The organism is Arthrobacter sp. Hb9-2 (assembly GCF_059091165.1).
The window spans coordinates 1-24,279 of the sequence record NZ_JBNHGJ010000018.1 but is presented as its reverse complement, the minus strand read 5'-3'; the positions used below and the strand labels follow the sequence as shown (position 1 = coordinate 24,279).

Below are 24,279 nucleotides of genomic sequence, written 5' to 3'. Positions count from 1 at the left end.
CCCTCTTTGAATAGGATCTCCCCCCAAGGCGTGGCTGCATATGTGGTCTATAGGGCCAGTGGTGAGAACGCCTGTGTGAGGGCGTCGCGGACGGCTCGTACGCTGTCCTTTTCGAGCGCAGCAGAACGAGCGATGGCTACGATGCTGCGATGCGAGTTGCCTGGAAGTGTCGCAATGGGGCTTTTCGTGGGTCGCAGGCCCATCATTAGGGTGGTTGCGAGGGTGATGCCCACTCCGGATTCGGCCAGTGAAATGGACACGGCCGTGTCGGTGACCGTGTGCTGGACCCGCGGCTCAATACCTGCTCGTGCGCATGCAAAGCGGCAGGCCCTGCCGTAATACGTTTCAATCGGTGGCAGGACCCAGTCGGTTGCGTTGGCGTATTCCACCAAGGCCCGTTCATCATCCGTGAATCGATCAGCGGCTGGCGGAAGCACCATCAGGAACGGCTCTCGACAAAGCACTTTTGTAACCACTCCCCGTACCGGGGGTTGTGGGGCATCGTCGTAGTTGAGTCCCAGGGCGATCTCTATCTGATCGGACAGGATCGCCTGCGGCATGTGTTCGACGTCCACTTCCACCGCCTGGATGGCGACATGTGGGGCGGCTGCACGCAGGTACTCGATTGCAGGCTGCATAGCCGATGCGGCGGCAGATCCGAAGACGCCCACTGCGACCACGGACCTTTGGTCCGATTGAGGGCCGCTGAGGGCAGCTGCGGCCTTCCGTTCGTCCTCAAGAAGGGCTGTGGCGTGATGCAGCAGGGTCACGCCCGCATCGGTAAGGGCGACCCGACGTCCGTCCCGGGCAAAGATTGGCCGTGGAAGTGCGGCCTGCAATGCCGCCATCTGTTGTGACACTGCACCCGGGGTAAACCCTAAAGCTTCGGCGGCAGCAGTCATCGTCCCCCGGTCCGCAACCACCTTAAAAGTTTTGAGCTGCTCGAAAGTCCACTTCATATAGCAATTCTATATAAATTCGAGAGAATTTATCGATTGACCTAAAGGTTTGGGTAGTCCGAAGCTTGATCCAGACGGACTTGTTGGAAGGAACCCATTGCAAACCAAACATGTGGATAACGTAGTTAGGCTCGCGACGACGCCAGCCCGGGCTTTGCCTGTCGCTGGGGACGTGGTCATCCTCGGTGGGGGCATCATGGGAGCCAGCATTGCCTATCATTTGGCCGAGGCCGGCGTAAAGGACATTGTCCTGATTGAGCGGAACGTCCTTGGCTCTGGATCTTCTGCCAAGCCGTTGGGCGGAGTCCGTGCCACGTTCTCTGATCCCGGAAACATCAGGCTTGGGCAGCGCAGCCTGGAAGCCTATGAGCGGTTCAATGAGAAGTTCCGGACTGACATCGGTCTGCGACAGGTGGGATATCTCTTCCTGTGCCGGAACGAAGGAGAGCTTTTGGAGGTTGAGGACAGCACTCAGATCCAGAACCGGCTTGGCGGCTCCAGCAGAATGGTCTCACCCGAGGAGGCACACCGGATCAACCCTTTCCTCGACCCGGCCCCACTCCTGGCGGCGTCCTACTCACCACGGGACGGTTTCGCCCAGCCTTCCAAAGTAGTTCAGGCCTACGCCGAAGCTGCGCAGGAACTGGGCGTCACCATCTGCCAGGAAACGGAAGTCCTGGACATCGACGCTACCGGCGGTGCGGTCCGGGCGGTTCATACCAACCGGGGATCGATCCGTACCTCCACTGTTATCTGCACGGCGGGCGCCTGGTCAACAAGGCTCGGGGCGATGGCCGGTGTCCATCTGCCGATCGAACCTGTCCGCCGCCAGATCGGCATGACGCCACAGATGTCCAAGCCTTTGCCGACGGTGCCGTTCACGCTTGACCTGTCAACAACCCTGTACTTCCACAATTACCTGAACGGGATGCTCCTGGGCATTTCAAACCAGGACCAGGAACCGGGCTTTTGCCGGGAATTTGACTACCAGTGGCTGCCGGCCTTCAACCGAGCGGCGGAAATTGTGGCGCCGTCACTGGCAAATCAGGAGTTGGACGTCGGCTGGGCGGGACTTTATGAAAACACCCCGGACCACAACGCAATGATCGGCTCATCAGACACTGTCGAGGGTTTCATGTACGCCACCGGATTTTCCGGTCACGGTTTCCTCCAGGGACCTGCTGTAGGGGAACTGGTCAGGGACATGTATCTGGGCCGGGAGTCCTTTATGGACCCCGAACAGTTCAGCGCGACGCGTTTCGCTGGTGAACTTTCCCAGGTCAGGGAAGTCCACATCATCTGAACCACGGGCGGGCGCAGCGCTTCCGCCGTCACAAAGACCGCACCAGAAAGGGACAAACCCATGCCAATGACAACGAAGCTTCAGCTATGGGAACTGCGGGCCGAGTTCGCCCTCCGCCTGGCCACGCTTTATGGGAACGAGGTTCCCGCCTACAACACCCTCGTTGACGTTTCCCGGGAGGTTAATGAGGATTTCATTCGCAAAAATGGGGACGACGCCGAGCGGCTCGGCAGCATCCAGCGCGTTACGGCTGAACGCCACGGGGCCATCCGTGTGGGTTCAGCCCGGGAACTGGCCCAGGTTGCCCGTGTTTTCGCGGGCTTCGGCATGTATCCGGTGGGATTCTATGACCTCCGTGATGCTTCCAAGAGCTCAGTTCCCGTGGTATCCACCGCCTTCCGCCCGATCGATCCCGGTGAACTGGCCAGGAATCCGTTCCGCGTCTTCACTTCCATGCTTGCCCACGACGACCGCCGTTTTTTCGACGCAGAAACAGAGAAGCAACTCGAGTCCTTCATCGGGGCACGAACTTTGTTCACCGAGGAACTTCTCGCTCTAGCCGATAAGGCCAGCAAAGAAAAGGATCTGGTACCGGACGAAGCTGCCCGCTTCCTGGACCTGGCCACCGCAGCCTTCGAACTGTCACAGGAACCGGTTGACCACGACTGGTACTTCAAGCTCGAACGGATCTCGGCCGTGGCTGCGGATATCGGCGGCGTGCCGTCTACCCATATCAACCATCTGACCCCGCGCGTGCTGGACATCGATGACCTGTATGCCCGCATGGAGGCCCGCGGAATCGCGATGATCGACGAAATCCAGGGACCCCCGAACTGGGAAGGCCCCGACGTCCTGCTCCGCCAGACGTCTTTCCGCGCCCTCGCCGAGGAACGTAGCTTCCGCCATCAGGACGGTGAGGTCCGCCCGGGGACCCTCCGCGTCCGGTTCGGGGAAGTGGAACAACGCGGAATCGCCCTCACTGAGCACGGTCGGGACCTCTACGACAAGATGGTCGCGGAAGTCGATAACTGGTTGGCCGCAAGCCCGGCCGGCACCACGCGGGTAGAAGTGGCCACACAGGTCTGGCGGAAAAACCTTCCAGCAACAGAACAGGAACTTGCCCTCCGGGGACTGGCGTATTTCACCTACAGGGTGGCCAACGCCGGACAGGTTCCTCAAACGCAAACAGCCTCGCTGCGCGAACTGGTGGAGAACGGGGTCCTTGTTCCGGAACCCATCGTCTACGAAGACTTCCTGCCCCGGTCGGCCGCAGGAATCTTCCAGTCCAACCTTACAGACGACGGCTCACGCGACGACCAGCAGCTGGGCACTCCATACGACATCGACCGGCTCTCCGAGGTGCTCGGAACCAGGATCTTCGATCCCAATGAACTGTACTCAGCACAGCAGACCGCCTCAATCGAGGCAGTCGGTCGCCAGCTCGGCATCACCATCACCGACCTTCCCGCCGCAACTTCCAAAGCCTAAACCTCGAAAGAAGGGCCATCATGACCGCCATCACCTCCACCATCCCCGCAACCGCACAAATCACTGAAGAGGTTCTCACCAGCCTCCGGTCCATCGGCGTCGATCCTGCATCGCTTGACGGGACACGTGAAACCCGCACACCCGTCACCGGAGAAGTAATCCTCCACACCAAGGTCCACAACGACGAAGAGATCGAAGCGGCGATTGTGCAGGCCACCGAAGCCTTCAAAACCTGGCGCAACGTTCCCGCACCGGTCCGCGGCGCACTGGTGAAGCGCTGGGGCCAGCTGCTGACCGAACACAAGGAAGACGTCGCCACCCTCATCACTGCCGAGGTCGGCAAGATCCGTTCCGAAGCGCTGGGCGAAGTCCAGGAAATGATCGACATCGCAGACCTTGCCGTCGGCCAGTCCCGCCAGCTGTACGGCAAAACCATGCCGTCCGAACGCCCCGGCCACCGGCTGGCAGAAACCTGGCACCCGCTCGGCGTCGTCGGCATCATCTCAGCCTTCAACTTCCCGGTAGCCGTTTATGCCTGGAACACCGCCCTTGCCCTGGTTGCCGGCGATACCGTCGTCTGGAAGCCTGCCGACGCTACCCGCCTCTCCGCCCTCGCAGTCGACACCCTCCTCGCCCGTGCCGTCAAGGACGTTGGAGCGCCCGAAGGCATCCACCACCTGCTCCTGACTGACCGCGTCGGCGGCCAGAAACTGGTCGAAGACCCCCGGATTGCTTTGGTCTCAGCCACCGGCTCGGTCCGCATGGGGCAGGAAATCGCGCCAGTGATCGCCAAGCGTTTCGGCCGTGCACTCCTGGAGCTCGGCGGTAACAACGGCGCGATCGTCGCCCCGTCCGCAGACCTGGACCTTGCCCTCCGGGGCATCGTCTTCGCCGCTGCGGGCACCGCCGGCCAGCGCTGCACGTCCCTTCGGCGGCTCATTGTTCACTCCTCGATCGCCGATGCCCTGGTCAGCCGGATTGTGGATGCCTACCGCACCCTGAGCATCGGCAGCCCCACCGAAGAGGGAACCCTGGTTGGGCCGCTAATCAACGCCAACAGCTTCCAGGCACAGCAGAATGCGCTCATCCAGGCCGTCGCGGAAGGCGGCGAGGTCATCTACGGCGGTGACCGCGTGCTCGCCGAGGACGCGCCGGAGGCCTACTACGTCCAGCCGGCTGTCGTCCGCATGCCCGCCCAGACCGCCGTCGTCCACGACGAGACCTTCGCGCCGATCCTTTACGTCATGACCTACGACACCCTGGAAGAGGCCATCGAGATCCACAACAGCGTCCCGCAGGGCCTGTCCTCGGCAATCTTCACCCAGGACCAGACCGAAGCCGAAACGTTCCTCTCGGCAAGCGGCTCCGACTGCGGCATCGCCAACGTCAACATCGGCACGTCCGGCGCGGAAATTGGCGGTGCCTTTGGCGGTGAAAAGGAAACCGGCGGCGGCCGGGAATCCGGCTCCGATTCCTGGAAGGTTTACATGCGCCAAGCCACCAACACGGTCAACTTCTCGGGCGAACTGCCGCTCGCACAGGGCGTCAAGTTCCTCTAAAGGACGCCGCGGGTGCGGCGGGAAGGGAGAGCCGATGAACGGCCCCACTGATCAACAACCGCCTTCCAAGCAGGAGGCGTTGCGGGACCCATCGGACTGCACCCACGACTGCTATTACTGCACAGGCCCGGAAACCGACTAAGCCCGGGCATGCGGCGGCCACCTCCAGGTGGCCGCCGCATCTCTTTCCCAAGAATCCCCGGGGCAATCCCCGCTAACCACAGGAAGACCACCATGATGACAACACAGGAACTGACAGAAGGGCTGCAAGGCCGGATCCTTACCGGCGCGGACGAACTGCTTCGCTACAGTTCCGACGCCTCCCGAGCCATTCCCCAAGGACTGCCCTTGGCCGTCCTGGCGGCCCGGACCACCAAGGAGGTGGCGGCCGGGGTACGGTGGGCCGCACGGAACAACGTGCCGGTGTCCGTCCGCGGCGCCGGGACCGGCCTGGCCGGTGGCGCCGTCGCCTACCCTGGAGGCTTGGTCATTTCGCTCGCGGAAATGGACGCCATCCTCAGCATCGATCCCGGCAACAGGCTCATAGAGGTCCAGGCCGGCGTCGTCACTGCAGACATCGACGCTGCTGCCGCTGAATACGGCCTGATGTACGCGCCGGACCCTGCCAGCTACCGCCAGTCCACGATCGGCGGGAACATCGCCACCAACGCCGGCGGACTGCGCTGTGTTAAGTACGGTGTCACCACCGACAGTGTGGCAGGACTGGAAGTGGTACTCGCCGAAGGCGAAATCATCCGCACGGGCTCCAAGACCCGCAAAAACGTGGTGGGCTACGATCTGACCAGCCTGTTCGTTGGCTCCGAAGGCACCCTCGGGATCGTCACCGAGGCGACCCTCAGGCTCAAACCCCGTCCCACCGGCACAGCCGTCACCTTCCGCGCCACATTCCCTTCCGCGGCCAGCGCGGGCAGGGCAGTCACAGCAATCATGAACAGCTCCATCGTCCCCGATGTCCTTGAGCTCATGGACCGGGCCAGCCTGGAGATCGTCGAGAAGTACCACCCCACGGGGATGTCCACAGACGGTGCTGCAATCCTGGTGGGCCAGTTCATCTCCCCGGCGTCCGAAGCCGACGCGACGGTGGCTTCACGGCTCTGCAAGGAGGCAGGGGCGAGCGACGTGGAACAGGCGGAGGGCGACGTGCTCTTGGAGGCGCGCCGTGTCTCCGGTAAGGCACTCGATGCCAGGGGCCTGCGCGCGTCCTGCGACGTCGCCGTCCCGATCGCCCGGCTGGCGGACATGTTCGAGGCACTCGAGAAGATCAGCGCAGACGAGAACGTGGCCATACCGACATTTGCCCACGCAGGCGACGGCAATCTCCACCCGTCCGTTGTGATCGAGAACGAATCTGCTGGAGCCTACGCGGAAGCAGAACGGATCCTTGACCTCATCACAGATCAGGCACTTCAACTGGGCGGGACCATCAGCGGGGAACACGGCGTGGGATCCCTCAAATTCGCTTCCGTCAGCAAGCAACTCGACCCGGCCACCCGCGCAGCGCACCAGCGAATCAAAAACGCGTTCGACCCGCACGGAATCCTGACTCCGGGCCGCGGAGTGTAGTCCGACGGCGGCAACGACGAAAGCGGCGGTCCCCTCGGGGACCGCCGCCTACTTTGTTGTTCCGGGCCTAGCTGATGAGACGTGCTTCGCCCGTGTCGGCCGCTGATACGTCCAGGCCGTTGGCCTTCAGGATCTCCGCGAGTTTGCCGTTGTCCCTGAGCGTCTGAAGGTCGGCGTTCAACGCCGCGAGCAGTTCCGCGTTCTGCTTCGGTACGGGGATAGCAATCTGTGCCGCTTCCTTGGATGCGGCAACGGCGGCGTGGGGCTTGATCACAGAGACCTGGAAGTCACCCTTTTTGTTGAACTGGGCTGAGCCGTAGCTGTCGATGCCAATATCGATGCGGCCCGCCTCAAGGTCCTGGTTCATGTTCAGCGTGGTCGGGTACACCTTCAGCGAATCCCCGAGGAGTTTCTTCATGTCATCGACCCACAGGTATCCGTCCACAGTGCCAACGGTTTTGCCCTTGAGCAGCTCTGCATCGTCGAGACCGTCCTTGGAGATGATGGCCATCTGGTCAGTGTAAATCGGCTCAGTGAGGCCGACGATTTCGGCTCGGGACGCAGTGCGGTACCACGCGGCAATGGACAGGTCTGCGCGGCCGGCCTGCACGGTAGGAATATTCGCTGCTGTGGCGACCGACTTTGCTGACACTGTCAGGCACTCCATTTCGGCGATGGCATTGACGATGTCACCGTCGACACCTGCCAGCTTGTTGCCCTCGAGCTTGGAGAACGGGGGCAGGTCATACAGGACCACTGACAGCTTCCCCTCGGCCACGGTCGGGAAGTCGTGGGCGGGCTTGCAGTCAGTGCTCGGGGCACTGCTGGCAGCTCCCCCGCAGCCTGAAAGAGCAGCGGCGGCAAAAGCCAGAGCAGTAAAGAGTGCGGCTTTCTGGGTTTTCATGTTTCTCCTTGGGGTGGGGATTTAGAGGTGCCGGGCCAGGCGCTTTTCGGCCCGGGAGGTGAGCCAGCTGGCCGGGATGGTAACGGCTGCGTACATCAGGCCTGCCAGAACCAGCACGCTGAGGTAGTTGAAGGTCGAGGAGCCGATTGAGTACGCCTGGCTCAGCAGTTCTGGCAGGGCGACGGTGTACGCGAGGGATGTGGCCTGGAATATCAGGATGGCGAAGCCGATCAGGGACGGAATCGCGATCCTCAGTCCCTGCGGTATGACGATGAACCGCAGCGTATCCTGGCGGCTCATGCCCAATGCCCCGGCCGCTTCGACCTCGCCCGGAGGTACGGCCTGGAGCCCGCCGCGCAGGATCTCACTGGTATAGGCCGCCGTGGTGGCAGCCAGTGCAACAACGCTGGCCGCCATTGACGACAGGGTGAGCCCACTGGCGGGAAGCCCGAAGTAGAAGATCTGCAGGACCACCAGGGCTGGAGTTCCACGGCCGATCTCGACAACGCCGATGATCAGCATCCGGACAGCCTTTTTCCTGCTGCTGGCCCCGACAGCCAGCAGGAGGCCGCCGGGAATGCCGATTAGCAGGCTCAACACGGCAACCTGGGCGCTGACTCCAAGGCCGGCCAGGAGCCCTGGAAGGAAAGCAGGCCAGTCACTAAAGAAATTCATCGGGCTACTCGCATCCGGAGTCGGGCATCAAGGGCGCGGGTGGCCCACGCGCAGGGAATGGTCATCATGACGTACACCAGTGCGGCAAGGAAGAACGGTCCGAGGGCGTCCGAGGTCTGGCGCGACTGGTCGTTGGCGAAGTACACAATTTCGGATACGCCGATGGTGTAGGCCACGGAGGAGTCCTTGAGGAGCCCTATTGCATAGCTGGCTGCCGCGGGTACTGAGACGCGCAAGACCTGGGGGCCGATGATGAAGGTCAGCACGGACTGCCGCCCCATGCCGAGCGCTTCGCTGGCCTCCCATTGGCCGCGGGTAATGGCCGAAAGGCCGCCACGATAGATTTCAGCCATGTAGGCGCAGGAAATCAAGCCCAGACCAATGATGGCCGATGTGATCGGGTCAAGCATCGGCAGGGCTGTACCGAGTCCAAAGTAGATGATGAACAGCCACACGATCGGAGGGATCCCACGCAGGACCTCGATCACGGAGACGGCTGCGAGGCTAACGGCCGCGAAGCTGGAGCGGCGGGCCAGAGCCAGCGGAATCCCGCCAACAGCGCCGATGGCAAGCGCGCCGACCGTCAGTCCAATAGTCATCGGGACGCCCTGCAGGATGGTCAGGAAGATATCCATGGCGCCTCAGCGCTCCAGGACGGCGCGGAGGAACTCACGTGTCCGGGCCTGGACAGGGTTGGTGAAAATTTGTTCAGGGTCTCCTTCTTCAAGGATTGACCCGTTTGCCATCACCACCAAATGATCAGACACGTCCCGGGCGAACTGCATTTCGTGCGTCACCACGACCATGGTCATTCCTTCAGCCGCCAGTTCCTTCATGACGGCCAGGACTTCCAGCCCGACCTCGGGGTCCAGGGCCGAGGTGGGTTCATCAAAGAGCATCACTCTCGGATCAAGGGCCAAGGCCCGTGCAATGGCGATGCGCTGCTGCTGCCCACCGGAACAGCGGGCGGGGTACTGCTTGGCCTTGTCTGCTAGGCCGACGCGCTCCAGGAGCTTCATGGAGCGGATGTCTGCTTCCTTGCGCGAGCGTTTCAGAACACGCTCCTGCGCGATGCTGACGTTCCGCAGCACGTTCAGGTGTGGGAAAAGGTTGAAGGACTGAAACACCATGCCGACATTCCGCCTTAGGGCGGCCAGGTCCTTTGCAGTGAAGTTGGTGCTGGCGTCAATCTGGCTGCCCTCGACCGTAATACAACCAGTGTCGGGCCGCTCCAGCAGGTTGATGCAGCGCAGCAGTGTGCTTTTGCCCGCACCGCTGGGCCCGATCATTGCGGTGACCTCCCCCTCACGCACGGACAGGGAGACATTGTTAAGGACGATGTGGTCCCCGTAAGTCTTGGCGACGGATTCGAGTTGTATGGCCATGGGCTTGGTCAAGGGTTTTTCCTGCATATGTGGCGGCATTCTGGCTGTGCTCCTAGGGGCTGGCTCATGGGATACATGGACGTGGAGATCAGGCCCGGGCAGGACGTGGAGTCAGCCCTTTCTGCGTTCCATTGTGCGAGTAATGCCCGACCTATTTGCTTGACTATGCCCGACGTTTCCGACCCCTGGAAGCAATCCAGAATGATCGATTGTGGCCCTAGGGCAAGCAGTGCTTGCACTCGTCCTGAGACCTGCGCCACAACCCTTGCCAGTCCACGGACATGGCCTCGAATACTTGGAACGGTGGTCCGGCTGGCGGTGGAGACAGTTGTGTTTCAAGTCCCCACTGTGACGGCACGCGCTGGATCCGGCTCGTATGACTGGTGGGGCCCGTTTCCGGTTCTTGCCCTGCAACCACACATGCCGGTTCCCAACCAGTGGTGCTGCCCTCCGTCTTTGCGGTGGTCTTCGGCATGGGGTTAGCTGGCTTTATGCTCAATCCCCTGCACCTGAGGACCTTGGTCGTGGTGCTCCGCACCGGTTCGTTTGCTGAGGCGGCGCGCCAGCTCGGCTACACCGGCTCAGCGGTGTCGCAACAGATGGCCACTCTGGAACGGGCTGTGAGAATGTCCCTGTTTGAGCGGGACGCCCACGGGATCAGGCCTACGCCTTCGGCCGGTTTCCTCGCAGAGAAGGCGCAGGAAGTGCTCGCGGCTTTTGGGGTCTTTGAAGACGAGGTACGTGCTATGTCCGAAGGCAGCGTCGGCCGGGTGCGGCTGGGAAGCTTCCCCACGGCAAGCCAGAAGCTCCTGCCGCTCGCCCTCTCGGATTTTGTCCAGTCGCATCAGAAGGTCACCATCGAACTCGACGAAGGGGAACCGGACAAACTCGTTCCTTTGCTGCTGGACCGTGAGCTCGACCTCGCGCTGGTGTACCACTATGACCTGGTACCACATGCCTGGCCCAAGGCCTTGAAGTCAACGCCACTTCTGACGGAAGAGCTGATGCTGCTCCTTCCGGGAGGTCACCGGCTGGAAGGCAGGGACATCTCGCTGGCGGATCTCAGGGAGGAGACCTGGGTTTCATCCGGGGCAAGGACCGCCGGAGCCCGGTCCCTGCGGAGGGCATGCGCCACCGCAGGTTTTGAACCGGATGTTGATTTCCGCAGTGACGACTACGACGTCATCAGGGGATTCGTCCGTTCCGGACTGGGTATTGCTCTGATCCCGGCCCTGGGCCACAAGGAAACGGGCGACATCTCCACCGCGCAAATAACGGACTTTCAGGTACGCCGACATGTGCTGGCACTTTACCCGCCAACCACGGTGAATCCTGCGGTAGAGGGAGCTGTCCAGGCGTTGAAGGCCGCCGCCACGGCATCCGCAGATGCCACTCCGGGTGTCCACGTGGTCTAGCAGGCGTTCCTGGCGTAGCAGGCCAAGGATTACTTATGCCAGGTGCACCAACAGTGGCACTGCGGCTCTGGCGGAGCCGCAGACCTGCCCGCAAGCTGGTTAGTAGTTACTAATGCTTCGCGACAGGGGATGAATCAATGACTGACGACGTATTTTCAATGATCGACGAGTGGGGCCCGGAAAAGATCGTTGTCGTCTCCGACCGGAAGACGGGGATGCGTGGCGTCCTGGTCCTGGACAACACCGCCCGAGGAACCGGCAAGGGCGGAACCCGGATGGGCCCCAGCCTCTCAGTCCAGGAAGTGGCACGGCTGGCTAGGACCATGACCTGGAAGTGGGCTGCAGTGGACCTGTTCCACGGCGGGGCCAAAGCCGGCATCCTGGGCCATCCCAACCACCCCAACAAGGAAGCGATACTGCGGGCATTCGCCCGTGCCCTTTCAAACGAGGTCCCGTCCGAGTACGTTTTCGGGCTCGACATGGGGTTGGCCGAGGAAGATGCTGCCATCTTCCTCGACGAGCTTGGGGACCGCGGCGCGTCCACCGGCCTCCCCCGGGCACTGGGCGGGCTTCCCTACGACCAGCTTGGCGTCACAGGTTACGGAGTAGCGGAAGCAGCGGAAGCAGCTGCCCAAAACCGCAACATTCCGCTCCAAGGAGCACGTGTCTCTATTCAAGGGTTTGGCGCCGTAGGGCAAGCTGCAGCGGTACGCCTCGTTGAATTGGGCGCTACCGTCGTTGCCGTATCCACGGCGGCCGGTGCCGTCCATGACCCAAACGGCCTTGACATCGCCAAGCTAGTCGACCTCCGCGCCGAGGCCGGGGACGCCTGCGTGCGCCACTACGGAGCGGTTCAGCCAGCAGACGCGGCGATGACAGTGGACGCCGACATCCTGATTCCCGCTGCCCGAGAGGACACCGTCAACGACGTCATCGCAGCGTCAACAAACGTGAAACTCGTGATTGAAGGGGCCAACCTCCCGACCTCCCCGAGCTCCCGCCGCATTCTCCATGAGCGAGGCATCACCGTCGTGCCGGACTTCATCGCCAACGCCGGCGGCATCGTGGCGGCAGCCCATTCGATGGCTGCCAGGTACTCCCCCTTTGTGGTGGAACCCGCGGAGATCTTCACGATGATCTCCACAAAGTTGAGGGCCAACACAAGTGCTGTCCTGGAGGAAAGCAGGCGGAACAGTTTAACCCCGCATGAAGCCGCCTATGCCCTCGCCCAAAAACGTGTCCTTGAAGCAATGCAGCTTCGCCGACAGATCCCAAAACCGATCACCGAGACAGTCGATGTTCTTATCTGAGGTCCAGGCTCAATCAACACCCTTCTTCATCAGCCACTCCGACATCGAGAGGCTCAGCACCATCCCGATAGCGATAGCGCAGCTGGAACGCGTCCTACTGCAGGGCTTTGATCCCGAGAAGGACGGGGTCCGCTCAAGACTCACTACCGAGCGAGGGCAACTCCTCCTAATGCCCTCCAGCTCGGCCCAGTACACCGGGACGAAGCTGCTCACCATCAGCCCCGCGAATGCCTCCGCCGGCCTACCCGTAATTCAGGGTCTCTACGTGCTCTTCAGCGGCGCTGATCAACGTCCACTGGCCGTGTTGGACGGGACCGCACTGACAAATCTACGGACTCCTGCTGTCTCGGCTCTGGGCGCCCAGAAGCTCACCTCCGCTGGGGGCAAGCATCTGCTGGTTTTCGGGACAGGGCAGCAGGCCTGGCAACATATTAAGGCCCTTAACCTTGTCCTCGAGCTAACTCATGTCGAAATTGTGGGACGAAATCAACAGGCTGCTGCACAATTGGCAGCACACGCCGCAGTAAAGGGCATAAAGGCCAAGGTCGGCAGCAGGGAGAGTATCGCGAAAGCTGACTTGATTGTTTGCTGCACCGGCTCATCCACTCCGCTTTTCAACGGTGCGAGCGTGAAGGATAACGCAGTAGTCATCGCCATCGGATCACATGAGCCAAACAGCCGCGAACTCGATGACACCCTAATGTCCCGAGCAGCTATCTACGTCGAATCACTCGCAAATTCCCGGCGCGAAGCAGGCGACATAATATTAGCCCTTGCATCCGGAGCGATAGCCAACTTAGCCAGCCTGAACACGCTCACTGAACTGGTCCAAGGCCGTATTCATCCACAATCAGACCGGCCTGCCGTATTCAAAACAACTGGCATGCCCTGGCAAGACCTGGCGGTCGCGGCCGGCGTGTATGAAGCCTACCTGGCTGAAACTCAAGCAGAGCAGGCACCTCAGGCTCCGCATTGAAGCGAAAAAGCCCCGCAGCGGCGATTAGCGCCTGACAAGGCTCTAATGACATTGTGTCATCGTGGAAACCCTCTCTTCTTCCGGCAGACGTTAACTGCGACAGACGTCTGGGAAAAACACAGGACGTAATCGGTCGGACTAACCTACACCCCACCCTGACGTCAGGCGGCCGCGAAGTAAGCGTCAGAATAGGGTTCGAAAAGCAGTTCCTGCACATCCCCAGCGAACAGTCTCAGATTCAAACCTGACAGCCGACCCTGGTGATGAGCTCGAGTCGGCGGGGGCATGGCAATTGTGCAACAGCCCGTTGCGCAATTGTCCAGAGACTGTCTGGACAGTCGGTTCCGCTGCCCACAGTCGGGGACAATCCTGATGGGTTATCCACCGCTACGGCTGCGGAGGGAGCTACCCCAATGGCTCCCCGATTTCAGCCGTGGATAACCCGGATTGACCCCAACTGTGGACTGCTCGTCATCACGCGTGTGCCCGGGTTCGAACACCCCTGGACTATGTCGTCGTGTCTCCTACCTTGCAACCGAGGGACACCGGGGTCGGACTCATCAAGCAAGAATCGGATTTTGGATATTCTCATCCAATGGATACATCTCGAAAGCTGGAGCTCTTGGACGAGCAGATTACGGTCGCTAACGGCGGAAACCCCTCAAATTTCGAGGAGTGGCATGACCAAACTGAGGTTGTGCTGCGCACCGTAATGGGCAACGGTAGCCCCATATATGACCGCTTCCAAGACGTTCGTTTCTCTCCTTCCTTTTGGACGGAAAATACGGATTTCGAACCCTTTCAGCGAAGCGGTGTTCAGTCGGTCATTTCCCTACTGAATGCCGCAAAGCGTGAACTAGAGCTCACCGCCGAAAGCAGCAACAAAGCACTTGCTGCTGAGGTTGAACAGGTTATCGAGGTCAGCGATAAGGGTGCTGGCGAGCCGAATGGCCGTGTCTTCATCGTCCACGGCCATGACGAAGCAAGGAAGCACGAACTGGCCCGGTTCCTACGCACACTCACGGGTTTTGAGCCTGTAATCCTCCATGAACAACCAAACATGGGGGCAGTTTTGATCGAGAAGCTAGAGACCAGTGCGGCCACCACAGGCTTCGCTGTCGTCCTGCTTACTGCCGATGACTTAGGCAGAGCGAAGAATGACACCGAAGACAAACCGCGCGGACGTCAGAATGTGATATTTGAAATGGGCTTCTTTTTTGGCGCGCTTCATCGGGGACACGTTGCCGTGCTGTTGGACGAAGGCGTCGAAGAACCAGGGGACATTAAGGGGCTCGTTTATACACCCCTCGACAAGGGCGGGGCTTGGAAGGCAACCATCGCGAGGGAGATTGAAGCTGCCGGAATTTCTGTTGACTGGGCGGCGCTGCGTTAGCCCTACGAGACATGTCTGCTTTTGAACTGGCCTTCAGGCAGGTAGCGTCCGTACGTCCGGGAACCAACCGTCAGGGGCCTTTTTGGGCTCAAGGTGCTCGGGGTCTCGGTGCTTTTGCATGTCGCATTTGTAGAACGGTCCGCGTGGGTCGAGGAGCACGCTCATGTGGTGATCTGCGTGGTCTTTGAACCAGACGCTGATGCCGGTGGCTCCGTCGAGCCTGAGGTGTTCCCAGGCCCGCCACAGCGCTTCCACCCGGGAGACAGCTTCTGGGTGGAAGTACCATTCGATGCACCATTTCGCAGCGCGCCCGTCGACATCGCGGACGTAGGTTGGGAGCAGCTGCTCGTGCAGGAACTCTTCGGCGGAGCCGTAGACCAGCTGCGGGGGCTTCTGCTGTTGCCCCGCCTGAGCGCCGGTGTCCTCTAGGTCCGAGCTGGGAGCTTCGCTGAAACGGCCAATGTCGATAGTCATGCCCTACTCCCCTACCCTGTCACCCATGGATTTGCGGTCGGCGCTGCTGCTACCGGTACTGGTTCTTCCTCTGGTTGTGGGCTGTACTTTTTGATGGATGCTTCCACGGCGTCCTTGTGGGGCCCTGTGTACCAGGGCATGGTCCGGACCAGGGTGGCGGGTGCACCTGAGGCGAGGATAACGGCGCGGCCGCGGTCCAGCTCGGCCAGATTGGAGACATCGAAGATGCGTTCCTTGGCTTCCTGGCGGGAGCGGCTGGACCCGGACTTCCCGGAGGAGATGGAGACGTTGGTGTAGCTGTAGTCCCCGATCAGGTCCGAGAGTGCGCGGAGGAACCCTTCTTCGGCGACGCCGCCGCCATAGACCTTGACGTTCGCTGCGGACCAGATCTTCCGCATGTTCGCTTCGCCCCAGAGTTCGACGCCCTGAGACCAGGACTGCAGGATGCCCATGACGATCAGGCCCTTGGAGCCGTAGTGGCTGAACTGGTCCGGCAGGCCGGCCCAGCGGACCACGTTCGCCAGCTCATCGAGGGCAAACAGCGCAGGCTTGGGCAGTCGGCCGCCGCTGCGCTCGGCCCGTTCCTCCATCGCCTCAGCGATGGCCACGGTCAGTGCCGTTGTGAGCGGTGCAGCTGAGCCGGCTCCTTCCTTGGAGAGGATGTAGATCGTCTCCTGAGACGCGGCGAAGGCGTGCGGGTCGAACTGCCGGCGGGCATCACTGGCCACGTTTGCGCCGCCGGTCGGGGCGACCCAGCGGAGCGTGTTCCGACTCTTGAGGCACTGGATCATCTTCTCGGCGGTGCCGAAGATACCGTCGCGCTGCTTGTCAGCCAGCTTCAGCGTGGACTCCAGGCCCTTGTACTGCAGCTCGTAGTCATGCTCCCGGAGGATTTCGATGGGTTCCTGGCTGACCTGCTCCGTCACCCACAGGTAGACCTGCGTGATCGGCAAATCGCCCAGTGCGGCCGCGAGGAAGTAGGAAGAGAGAATGTCCTCGGCCTTGGGATCGAAGTAGGCATCCGGATTTGACCCCGGCACCCGGGAACCGACCGAGAAGTGCTGGGTGAGCTTGTAGGCCTTCTCTTCGTCGGTGACGTAAGAGAGCGGGTTCCACCACCAGTCCGGTTCTTCCTGGGCGATCTTCTGCGGATCGAACACCCACACCGGGGCCGTGGCCTCGCGGACGCCACGGGTGCCGTCCACGACGTCGCGCTTGTTCGAGGTTGAGACAACGGCGCCGGGTGCGTCCAGGATGGCGGGCATCACCCGGGAGGTGGACTTACCCGTTCGGGGTCCCCAGATGTCGAGGCTGAGGTCTTCCCAGGACTGGACGAACTTCTGACCGGTGGAGACCACCTTGCCCACGACGATCCCCGGCGCGTCCTTTACACCCAGCCTCTCTGCCTTGGCCTGCGCTCCCTTTTCGGAGAATGCGGCGAGGGACTTGCCGCGGCCCAGGTAGCGGGCGGCCTTGTCGACACGGGCGCGCTTGGATGCGCCCTTCCGCCACGCCACCAGCACGACGATAGCCAGAACCAGTATCAGGCCGGCCATAAGGCACGCCGCGACGGTGGACTGGGTTGGCCAGGGCACTTTGCCCTTGATGAGCCCGGCGACCAGGTCGATGGGATGGGCAGGCGGGGCGTCGATGCCTGCCATCCAGGACCCGAGGTGCGCGGCGACGTAGGTGCCGCCACCGAAGACGACGATGGCGCCGATGGCCAGCCAGACCAGCAGGGCATCTTCGAGGCCCATTCCTTTGCGGTTCGGTGCACTCACAGCGCGCCTCCTTCAGCCGGCATTGCTGGTGATGCCGGGTCCATGAGCGTTTTTGCCGGTGCGTGCCAGCGGGTGTCGGTGTCATTCAGGCCGTCACTCTTCTCGATGGAGGTCAGCCCGATCTGGACGGGGATGCCCGGGCGGCCGCCGACCTTGATGAGGAACTTCCCCCTGCCCGGGGGTTCGACCTCAAGGCCGCGCGAGTCCCAGGCAGGCGGGTCCTGCCAGGAGATGAGCTTTTGCTGCTCCTGCCGGGACAGGGGAATCGCGGAGGTCAGCAGCGGCATCTCCGAGGCCGGCAGGCCACCGCAGATGACCATGCCGGAGCGTTCGACGAAGCCGCGGGCTTTCATCCGGTCCTCTTCCGCCGGCAGGGCCAACAGGTCGGACATGGTGTGGGAAATCATGATCTGCCCGACGCCCACGGAGCGGTTCAGGCGGGTGAGGGCGTCCACGCGGTCGACCACGCCCTTGCCGGAGCGCAGCGCCCGCCACAGCTCGTCCAGGACCACGAAGTAGTTCCGCCGTGGTTCCAGGCCCGCGTCGGCCAGGGCGTTAGCAACGTTGACCGTTCCGAAGCCGTAGGACCAGCACGCGAGCAGCACGGCGGCCTGCAGGTCGGTTTCCGTCTCGTCGATGCTGGAGACGTCGAAGACCACGGCGCGGTCCCGCTTCATTGGGTTGGTGGTTTGCCGGGAGAAGATTTCGCCTAGCTTCCCTCCCCCGGTCAGGCCCAGCAGGGTTGCTTCCAGCGCCCGGGTTTCCTGCAGGTAGACGTTCATGTCGCCACGGTCCAGCGCGACCTGCCGCAGCTCGTCGGGGGCGGAGACGATGACGTCCAAGAGGTCTTTCAGGACCGGGATGCCGTCGAAACGGTCATCGAGGACCCGCAGTGCCCGGTCAAGGATGGTTTGTTCCTGGTCGGTGGGCGGGTTGTTCCGGCTGATGGTGATGAGGGAGACGACCATGTTCAGGCGGCGGCCGTGCGCGTCGGCGCGGACCCGGGTGGCTGCTTCGTGGTGGCCGTGTTCCTCGAGGAGTTGGGCGACTTCGACGGCCTGGCCGGGATCGAGGATGTTCAGGTACCCGACGCCGCGGCCGAGCTTGATGACCTGCCCGCCGAGAGCTTCGACGGCTTTGACATGCTCGCCTTTCAGATCACCCAGAACCAATGGGTTGACGCCCTGTGCGGCGAGGCCCAGGAACATGCGGCGAACCAGGGTGGACTTGCCCAGCCCGGGTTTGCCGAGGATGAAAGCGGAAGGGTTGGAGATGAGGCGGGCACGCTGGAACCAGCTGACCGGATCGCAGCAGACCGTGGCCTGTGTTTCCTCGTGGCGTCCCAGTGGGACGCCGATCATGGGCGAGGACGCGCCGGAGGAAAACGGCCACAGGCCGCAGACCTGGACCGTGGTTCCCCGGTACTCCGTTACGGACGGGACGAGCTGGGCCATGCCGCCGCCACGGCCGGACCAGCCACGGGCACCCGGCCCGGCCTCGCGCGGCTGCTTCCCAGCTTTGTCCTTTTGAGCCCCTTTTACTGGCATTACTGGCTTTACTGTCATTGACGTTAAAAGGTCTTTGAGGGCCATCACAGGGCATCCTTGATCCCGGAGGGGACCATGCTGTGCTTGGGCAGGACCAGTCCCAGCGGCAGTGAGGCGGCGAAGGCGGTGTCCTGCGCGCCGTAGGCGCGGCGCAGGAGCACCCGGGCGGTGCCGGAGGTCTGTTCGATGGCGGCCACGGCATCAGGCAGCCGTTCCTTGTCGGTCACTGTGGCGGTGACGACCATGCCGAAGTTCACCAGGCCGGCGCCGCGGGCTTCTTCCTGGGCAGTCTGCACGGCCGAACGGGCATCGACCAAAGCCCGGGCACTGGGCCGGGTACCGGAGGTGATCCGGACGTTGGCGTTGTTCTGGTCCCGCTCGACCACAGTGGCGGCCTTCGCAGAATCCATCGGACGGTAGAGCAGGGATACCCGTTTGCGGTCAATGTCCCCGTGCGGGGCCAGCAGCCGGGACAGAACCGAAGAGTTCACCGAACCCCGAGGCGCACCCGTCATCGTCCAGGAAACCGAGAACGCGGAATCGTGGCGGTAGTCCTCCCAGTTCGCCTGCGTCGCGGTGGGGCCGACCTCACCCCAGGCCAAGGCAACGGGGGAACCGGCAGCGTGGGCCTCATCGATGATCAGCGCTGCAGGCGGGTCGTAGGCGATACGGACGACCTCGCAGAGTTCCTGTGCCGACATCGGCCGGGCAATACCGGCACCGGTGGACTGCAGACGGGCTGACAGCCCGGGGATCCGGGAGGCGAGGTCACGGGCAACATCTTCGGGAGTGCGCTTCTTTGACCCGGACCGCAGGGCGGCGTTGACGGTCAGGGACACCCAGGCACGGACCGTGGCCGATCCCTCCGGGTAAGTGTCAACAATCTCACGCAGAATGGCCTGGGCAAATTCCGGTGCGTTCGGGTCAATGTTCATCTCGACTTCGTTCCGGAGCCGGTACCCGGAATCGGGTGCGGTCTCCACCGTGACGGCCGCGGCATCCAGTCCGGCTTCGTCAGCAAGGCCGGCGAGCCAACCGCCCCAGTTAGCGACCCACGCGTCGACCTGCTCAGGGTCCACTAGGGAGGCCCCGTCAGGTTCGGTGGAGAAAATGACGGTGAAGTGGCTGGTGGCCGGCATGTGCAGCATGGCGAAAGGGCGCTTGTAGGAGTCGGCGAACTCGTACAGGGTCGACTTCGCGGCCAGGCCGGGGAGCTGGTACATGCCCCACTCGGTCACACCCAGAGGTCCGGAGCGGTAGAGGTTCGTTCCATTGGACTTGGAGAGCCGGAAGGTCATGCGGGTGCCGAAGCGGTCTACAACGGACTGGCCGTGCTTGTCCTTGACCGTGAGCAGCAGGGCGCTGGCCCCGGCAAGGGCGAGGACAGTGAGGCCCGGGAACAGGCCCCAGATGGCGAAGGTGGTGATGCCCATCAACAGTCCGGCCATGACAATTCCGGTGCCGATTGCGCCGAGGTTGCCCAGGCCGGCTGAGCGCGGTACGCGCCAGTTGCCGTAGGACGGTTCCTTGTATTCGGTGTTAATTGCTGCCACTGGGGCCCTCCCCGGTTGAATCCAGTGCGGTCTTTTCGATTGCCTGTGACGTCTTGGTCGCCACCTGGGCCCCGGCGGCTAGAGCCATGCCGGCCGGGCCAGCTGCTGCTGCCCCGCCATTTGCCCCCGCCGTGCCTGCTTTGCCTGCGGCCGCAGCGCCAGCGGCTCCGCCCGGACCCGTAACACCGGGGGTGGGCTGACCTCCGCCGCCCCGAGGACCGGACGCTCCGTCACTGCCCTTCGGCGAAGCACCGGCGGAAGTGCTCTGCGTACTGGCCGTACTACTTGTGGTCGCAGGAATGGGTGCGGCATTGCCTCGTCCACTGCCGCCCCGGCCCAGGGACACAGCGCCGGTGGCCATCGCACCAACGGCAGCCCCAGCCGCTGCCCCGCTGCCAGAGGCGACAGCACCAACCATAGGCGTTACGAAGCGCATCAACGCCGGAAGCGCGAACAAGGCAACAATCATCAACGTGAAGCCAGTGATCGAACCGACCAGGGCATCCTGCCCGCTCGTGTTACCCATCAGGAGGAACGCGACGGAGTACACGATGGCTGCCGCGGGCTTGTAGAGAATGAACGCAATGGTCCAGCCGACTGCCTTCTGGAACCACTGCCGGCCCATCTCAGTGTTCGTGAACGCGGCAGTGGTGGGCAGAATGCCCGCCAAGATCACCAGCATGCCGCTGCGGACCACCATCAGGACGATCTGGACCAGTGAAGCAATCAGCCCGATGAGGCCCAGGACGATGAGGATGAATACCCCAACCTCCGTCTGGCCGGTCATGACGAGGACGCTCATCGACTGAGCAAAGCCCTTCCCGTCCGTGGAACGGTCGATGATGGCGGCCGAAAAAGTATCTGCGGCAATGACCAAAATAGAGATGACTCCTAGGCCCAGACCGGACACCAGAGTGAGGGTGAGCAGCGAACGGAGCAGGTCCTTCAGCGGTGCACCGCGCTGTTCCCAGATCATCCGGATGCCGCCGATGATGACGGCAAGGACCGCCAGCGTCAGCGTCCAAGTCATCAACTCGCTGTTGACTATTGAGACCACGGAACTTGGCCCAGTCCTGTCCTCGCTGATCAAGTTCACCGTAGGCATCGAAACCCAGAAGGTAGATAGAGTCGTCACCATCTGACTCATGCCCTCCATGATTGCCTTGGCCAAGTTGCCTATCGCGTCATCGGCAAGCCCTGATACCCAGTCCCCTACCGGGTTCCACGTCGGCTTCACGCCCCACTCCACGGGACGAAGCCAGAAAGATCACGGATCTGGCGTGGCTCTTCCAAGGGTGCCCCGTTGTCGGCCACGACGCCCTTCCAATCCCCGTCCTGCCAGAGCAGCGTCGTCCGCACAGAAGCAAGCGCACCGGTATCAGCCTTGAATGCCAACTCAACGACAGCCTGGTTCGCCGTATACGAAACGTTGAAGCCTGCTATTTGGACTTTCACAGACGAAGCCGGAGCGGCAGTTTGTGGCGCTTTCATACCTGCATCGCGGCCAGGTCCCTTAACCGCAAGCTGGTCCGCGATGGCGCGCTCCTTGGAAGAATCGCTGCCCAAAGCCCATAGGTTTACCGCCGCGTACAGTGCACCTGTAGGTGTATGGGCGAAGCAGGACCTGATGCCCTGATCGTCCGTCTTGCCCGGGCCGATCTTGGGATCGGTTGGGGCGGCCATCGTTCCTACGAGTTCCCATTTCGTCTCCGGCGCAGTTCCCAAAGCCGTTTCCGGCGCAGCAGGCAATCCGCAGACGCTCTGGTCAGCCCCAGCGGAGGCATTGGGGGACACCGTGGCTGAACTGCTGGACTCCACAGGCGAGGCCGCCGGCTGGGCGTTGCCTTGTCCTTTGGGAAGCAGAAAGATGACGATGGCTGCTGCGATCAGCGCGACCACCAGCGCGGCCGCGATAATGAAACCGGGTTTGGTGAACGGATTGCTTTCGGTGGTGCTCTCTGTTGACTGGCTCATGGTGAACCTCCCGTTGTTGGTGCTGGCTTAGACGAAGGCGCGGACAATACCGGCGGCACCGGTGATGATGATGCAGCCCAGGAGGACCCAGCCGAGTTTGCCGATGGCTTGTGCGCCTTCACCGCGCTGGAGCTGGATGACCATGCCGATGCCGACGATGATCACGCCCAGGACGCCGAGAACCAGGCCGATACCGGAGGCCCAGTTCAGGACAAGGAGCAGCCCGTCTGCTTCTGCAGGGATGGTGGGAGTGGGGTTGGGGATGACGCCGGTGGGAAGTGCGTAGTTCATGGTGAGGCCTTTCAGTGGGTGGTTGATGTGGTGTCGGTGGCCAGGGCGGCCATGTCGGTGGTGAAGCGTTGGTATTCGCGGGACGACGGGGCCGTGGTGTCCCCGTGCCGCCAGGCTTCCACCCAGGGCAGGGTCCAGAGCCGGGGCGCTCCCCCGCCGACGATTGAAGTGAAGTCCCTCAGGGCTTTTGGAGTTTTCCCCGGTGCGTCCGCCAGGATCGCGAGGCCGAGCAGGTCGACTTTCGGTGTGGCTCCTGACGCCCATTGGGTCAGGGCGCTCCTGGCAGCTGTGAGGCCGCGCATGTCTGTCCGGCACACCAGCAGCACCCGTGGCTTGCTTCCGTCCTGGAGGACGGGCCAACAGTGATCGGTGGCACGTGCACCTAGGAGGTAAGCAATTCTGCTTTCGCCTGCTCCCCCATGTGCGCCGATGATCCATAACGCGGCGGAACCGGTCATGGTGCGGCTGGCCAGTCTGTCCGCTGCATCGGGTTCAACCATTCCCTTCAGAGGTGCACTGATGACTGCCGCCGGCGGCATGTACGTATCCGGTGTTTCCTCTTTCGCAGTTTCCGTGGCGGGGCTGGTAATCCAGGGGTTCAGGGCCTGTTGCATGGTTCCTCCTTTCGAAAATCCGGATGGTGGATGGGTTTAGAAGCCCTTGGCGACGGCGGCCGCGGCGGCCAGCCATGCCCGCTGGGTGGCGGGTTGTAGGGCTTCGTAGCGGATGGGTCCGTTGACCAGTGCCGGGTCGTAGGGAATCCTGACGACGGCCCGAACGAACGGTTCGAAGCCGTCCGCAATCCGCTGGGCCTCGTCCTTGGCCCTCTTCAAGGCATCTCCTGACATGGCGCGCTTGGCGTCGGTGGACTCGGAGACGATCACGACGGCGTTGCGGGCCAGTTCGGCGTCGTGGCCGCCACGGGATTCGAGGGTCTGCAGCGTCAGCCGGGCGGCTTCTGCGCGGTCCTCGATGGCCGTTACAGGCACGACGAGCTGGTTGGTGTGGTGGATCATCCGTCGCCAGTTCGCTGCCCGGGCGGTGTTGCCGGAGTCCATTACCACCAGCCGGTAGTAGCGGGTGAGGACCTGGTGGGCGATGTCTACTTCCTCGGCGGTGACTTCGTGGTCGCCTTCTTCGTTCTCGTCCGAGCGCAGGACGTCGAACTTGTCGGCGGTTTGGTGGTGGACGAACTTGGCGATTTCGGCGGCGTTCGTTGACGGTGAGAGCAGTTCGGTCGAGGAATCGATCAGGTCCAGGACGCTCCGGTCGTGAGCGCCCTTTTCCGTCCGCCAGCCCAAAGTGCCTTGGGACTCGTTGTTGTCCCAGGCGACGGTCGCAGCCCCGCTGTAGCGGGCCAGGATGGCCGAGAGCATGACCACAGTGGGGGTCTTGTTAGCACCGCCCTTGCGGTTGACCACGGCAATGGTCCGGGGACCGGGCCAGTGCTGGCTGACCGTGCGGATATCCTCCCGCTCGGAGAGTTCTTCCGCGGAGGGGTCCATCCGGAAGCCAAGGCGCGTGAGCGCACCCCGCCAGCCCTGCGTGGCCGGCTCCAGGACCGGGGCGCTGACCAGGAATGAGGTTTCCTTCAAGCTGCGCCGGGTCGCCGGCGCTTCCTCCGTGACCACTGCCGTCTCCGGCTCCGAGGCGACTAGCGCTGGCGCCGTCTCTGACGCGACGGGGTTCGGCGGCCACGGCTGGCGGT

22 protein-coding genes are annotated in these 24,279 nt (G+C 62.6%); 8 read left to right on the top strand and 14 right to left on the bottom strand.

Annotated features, from left to right (window positions below):
• Positions 1-47: 47 nt before the first annotated feature.
• Complete coding sequence (locus AC5RV1_RS11685) at positions 48-959, bottom strand: LysR family transcriptional regulator (RefSeq protein WP_493994644.1); 912 nt, start codon at positions 957-959, stop codon at positions 48-50.
• A gap of 112 nt (positions 960-1,071) precedes the next feature.
• On the opposite strand from AC5RV1_RS11685, the gene AC5RV1_RS11680 reads away from it, so the two are divergent.
• From AC5RV1_RS11680 to AC5RV1_RS11665, 4 genes are all read left to right on the top strand, one after another.
• Positions 1,072-2,262, top strand: coding sequence for an NAD(P)/FAD-dependent oxidoreductase (locus AC5RV1_RS11680; protein ID WP_493994643.1), 1,191 nt, complete (start codon positions 1,072-1,074; stop codon positions 2,260-2,262).
• A 60-nt stretch (positions 2,263-2,322) separates the two neighbouring features.
• A complete protein-coding gene (gene hglS / locus AC5RV1_RS11675) occupies positions 2,323-3,750 on the top strand; it encodes a 2-oxoadipate dioxygenase/decarboxylase (RefSeq protein WP_493994642.1) in 1,428 nt (475 codons plus the stop codon).
• Between the two features lie 20 nt (positions 3,751-3,770).
• Positions 3,771-5,309, top strand: coding sequence for an L-piperidine-6-carboxylate dehydrogenase (gene amaB, locus AC5RV1_RS11670; RefSeq protein WP_493994641.1), 1,539 nt, complete (start codon positions 3,771-3,773; stop codon positions 5,307-5,309).
• Between the two features lie 234 nt (positions 5,310-5,543).
• A complete protein-coding gene (locus AC5RV1_RS11665; RefSeq protein ID WP_493994640.1) occupies positions 5,544-6,893 on the top strand; it encodes an FAD-binding oxidoreductase in 1,350 nt (449 codons plus the stop codon).
• A 67-nt stretch (positions 6,894-6,960) separates the two neighbouring features.
• On the opposite strand, the gene AC5RV1_RS11660 is transcribed toward AC5RV1_RS11665, so the two are convergent.
• Genes AC5RV1_RS11660 through AC5RV1_RS11645 form a run of 4 tightly spaced genes read right to left on the bottom strand, consistent with a single transcriptional unit; the run spans position 6,961 to position 9,884 of the window.
• Complete coding sequence (locus AC5RV1_RS11660) at positions 6,961-7,797, bottom strand: substrate-binding periplasmic protein (protein ID WP_493994639.1); 837 nt, start codon at positions 7,795-7,797, stop codon at positions 6,961-6,963.
• A gap of 21 nt (positions 7,798-7,818) precedes the next feature.
• Positions 7,819-8,472: an amino acid ABC transporter permease gene (locus AC5RV1_RS11655; RefSeq protein WP_493994638.1), complete on the bottom strand. Its 654-nt coding sequence runs from the start codon at positions 8,470-8,472 to the stop codon at positions 7,819-7,821.
• Entirely contained in the window at positions 8,469-9,107 is a 639-nt protein-coding gene (locus AC5RV1_RS11650) for an amino acid ABC transporter permease (RefSeq protein ID WP_493994637.1), read from the bottom strand. Before AC5RV1_RS11650 ends, AC5RV1_RS11655 begins: the two co-directional genes overlap by 4 nt.
• 6 nt (positions 9,108-9,113) lie before the next feature.
• Positions 9,114-9,884 (bottom strand): amino acid ABC transporter ATP-binding protein, encoded by a 771-nt coding sequence (locus AC5RV1_RS11645; RefSeq protein ID WP_493994636.1) that lies wholly within the window; start codon positions 9,882-9,884, stop codon positions 9,114-9,116.
• A gap of 464 nt (positions 9,885-10,348) precedes the next feature.
• Here AC5RV1_RS11645 and AC5RV1_RS11640 point away from each other — a divergent pair, with 464 nt between their 5' ends.
• From AC5RV1_RS11640 to AC5RV1_RS11625, 4 genes are all read left to right on the top strand, one after another.
• Positions 10,349-11,272 (top strand): LysR family transcriptional regulator, encoded by a 924-nt coding sequence (locus AC5RV1_RS11640; protein WP_493994635.1) that lies wholly within the window; start codon positions 10,349-10,351, stop codon positions 11,270-11,272.
• 137 nt (positions 11,273-11,409) lie between these two features.
• Positions 11,410-12,582 carry a Glu/Leu/Phe/Val family dehydrogenase gene (locus AC5RV1_RS11635; RefSeq protein WP_493994634.1) on the top strand — a complete coding sequence of 391 codons (1,173 nt, stop codon included), beginning with the start codon at positions 11,410-11,412 and terminating at the stop codon, positions 12,580-12,582.
• Positions 12,569-13,558 (top strand): ornithine cyclodeaminase family protein, encoded by a 990-nt coding sequence (locus tag AC5RV1_RS11630; RefSeq protein WP_493994633.1) that lies wholly within the window; start codon positions 12,569-12,571, stop codon positions 13,556-13,558. Before AC5RV1_RS11635 ends, AC5RV1_RS11630 begins: the two co-directional genes overlap by 14 nt.
• A gap of 595 nt (positions 13,559-14,153) precedes the next feature.
• The gene (locus AC5RV1_RS11625; protein WP_493994632.1) at positions 14,154-14,951 is read left to right on the top strand and encodes a TIR domain-containing protein; all 798 of its coding nucleotides are present in this window, start codon (positions 14,154-14,156) and stop codon (positions 14,949-14,951) included.
• A gap of 33 nt (positions 14,952-14,984) precedes the next feature.
• Here AC5RV1_RS11625 and AC5RV1_RS11620 read toward each other — a convergent pair whose 3' ends face one another.
• The 9 genes from AC5RV1_RS11620 to AC5RV1_RS11580 form a co-directional block, all read right to left on the bottom strand.
• Positions 14,985-15,425 carry a DUF4913 domain-containing protein gene (locus AC5RV1_RS11620; RefSeq protein WP_493994631.1) on the bottom strand — a complete coding sequence of 147 codons (441 nt, stop codon included), beginning with the start codon at positions 15,423-15,425 and terminating at the stop codon, positions 14,985-14,987.
• A gap of 11 nt (positions 15,426-15,436) precedes the next feature.
• Positions 15,437-17,206, bottom strand: a complete 1,770-nt coding sequence (locus AC5RV1_RS11615; protein WP_493994630.1) for a type IV secretory system conjugative DNA transfer family protein — start codon at positions 17,204-17,206, stop codon at positions 15,437-15,439.
• Entirely contained in the window at positions 17,203-18,753 is a 1,551-nt protein-coding gene (locus AC5RV1_RS11610; RefSeq protein ID WP_493994629.1) for a helicase HerA domain-containing protein, read from the bottom strand. Before AC5RV1_RS11610 ends, AC5RV1_RS11615 begins: the two co-directional genes overlap by 4 nt.
• Before the next feature lie 44 nt (positions 18,754-18,797).
• Positions 18,798-20,306 (bottom strand): SCO6880 family protein, encoded by a 1,509-nt coding sequence (locus AC5RV1_RS11605; RefSeq protein WP_493994628.1) that lies wholly within the window; start codon positions 20,304-20,306, stop codon positions 18,798-18,800.
• Positions 20,293-21,543: a TrbL/VirB6 family protein gene (locus tag AC5RV1_RS11600; protein WP_493994627.1), complete on the bottom strand. Its 1,251-nt coding sequence runs from the start codon at positions 21,541-21,543 to the stop codon at positions 20,293-20,295. The genes AC5RV1_RS11605 and AC5RV1_RS11600 overlap by 14 nt, the downstream gene beginning before the upstream one ends.
• On the bottom strand, positions 21,540-22,280 hold the full coding sequence (locus AC5RV1_RS11595) for a DUF8175 domain-containg protein (RefSeq protein WP_493994626.1): 741 nt from the start codon (positions 22,278-22,280) through the stop codon (positions 21,540-21,542). Before AC5RV1_RS11595 ends, AC5RV1_RS11600 begins: the two co-directional genes overlap by 4 nt.
• A gap of 27 nt (positions 22,281-22,307) precedes the next feature.
• Positions 22,308-22,571 carry a hypothetical protein gene (locus tag AC5RV1_RS11590; protein WP_120693024.1) on the bottom strand — a complete coding sequence of 88 codons (264 nt, stop codon included), beginning with the start codon at positions 22,569-22,571 and terminating at the stop codon, positions 22,308-22,310.
• A gap of 11 nt (positions 22,572-22,582) precedes the next feature.
• On the bottom strand, positions 22,583-23,185 hold the full coding sequence (locus tag AC5RV1_RS11585; protein ID WP_493994625.1) for a DUF6668 family protein: 603 nt from the start codon (positions 23,183-23,185) through the stop codon (positions 22,583-22,585).
• 36 nt (positions 23,186-23,221) lie between these two features.
• Positions 23,222-24,279 (bottom strand): MinD/ParA family ATP-binding protein (locus AC5RV1_RS11580; RefSeq protein WP_493994624.1); only part of this gene is annotated, 1,058 nt, incomplete at its 5' end.

Excerpts from the sequence above, each read along its gene's own strand:
- AC5RV1_RS11685 (WP_493994644.1), bottom strand. The coding sequence starts at position 959 with ATGAAGTGGACTTTCGAGCAGCTCAAAACTTTTAAGGTGGTTGCGGAC.
- hglS (WP_493994642.1), top strand. The coding sequence starts at position 2,323 with ATGCCAATGACAACGAAGCTTCAGCTATGGGAACTGCGGGCCGAGTTC.
- amaB (WP_493994641.1), top strand. The coding sequence starts at position 3,771 with ATGACCGCCATCACCTCCACCATCCCCGCAACCGCACAAATCACTGAA.
- AC5RV1_RS11665 (WP_493994640.1), top strand. The coding sequence starts at position 5,544 with ATGATGACAACACAGGAACTGACAGAAGGGCTGCAAGGCCGGATCCTT.
- AC5RV1_RS11660 (WP_493994639.1), bottom strand. The coding sequence starts at position 7,797 with ATGAAAACCCAGAAAGCCGCACTCTTTACTGCTCTGGCTTTTGCCGCC.
- AC5RV1_RS11655 (WP_493994638.1), bottom strand. The coding sequence starts at position 8,472 with ATGAATTTCTTTAGTGACTGGCCTGCTTTCCTTCCAGGGCTCCTGGCC.
- AC5RV1_RS11650 (WP_493994637.1), bottom strand. The coding sequence starts at position 9,107 with ATGGATATCTTCCTGACCATCCTGCAGGGCGTCCCGATGACTATTGGA.
- AC5RV1_RS11645 (WP_493994636.1), bottom strand. The coding sequence starts at position 9,884 with ATGCAGGAAAAACCCTTGACCAAGCCCATGGCCATACAACTCGAATCC.
- AC5RV1_RS11640 (WP_493994635.1), top strand. The coding sequence starts at position 10,349 with ATGCTCAATCCCCTGCACCTGAGGACCTTGGTCGTGGTGCTCCGCACC.
- AC5RV1_RS11635 (WP_493994634.1), top strand. The coding sequence starts at position 11,410 with ATGACTGACGACGTATTTTCAATGATCGACGAGTGGGGCCCGGAAAAG.
- AC5RV1_RS11630 (WP_493994633.1), top strand. The coding sequence starts at position 12,569 with ATGTTCTTATCTGAGGTCCAGGCTCAATCAACACCCTTCTTCATCAGC.
- AC5RV1_RS11625 (WP_493994632.1), top strand. The coding sequence starts at position 14,154 with ATGGATACATCTCGAAAGCTGGAGCTCTTGGACGAGCAGATTACGGTC.
- AC5RV1_RS11620 (WP_493994631.1), bottom strand. The coding sequence starts at position 15,425 with ATGACTATCGACATTGGCCGTTTCAGCGAAGCTCCCAGCTCGGACCTA.
- AC5RV1_RS11610 (WP_493994629.1), bottom strand. The coding sequence starts at position 18,753 with ATGCCAGTAAAAGGGGCTCAAAAGGACAAAGCTGGGAAGCAGCCGCGC.
- AC5RV1_RS11595 (WP_493994626.1), bottom strand. The coding sequence starts at position 22,280 with ATGAGCCAGTCAACAGAGAGCACCACCGAAAGCAATCCGTTCACCAAA.
- AC5RV1_RS11590 (WP_120693024.1), bottom strand. The coding sequence starts at position 22,571 with ATGAACTACGCACTTCCCACCGGCGTCATCCCCAACCCCACTCCCACC.
- AC5RV1_RS11585 (WP_493994625.1), bottom strand. The coding sequence starts at position 23,185 with ATGCAACAGGCCCTGAACCCCTGGATTACCAGCCCCGCCACGGAAACT.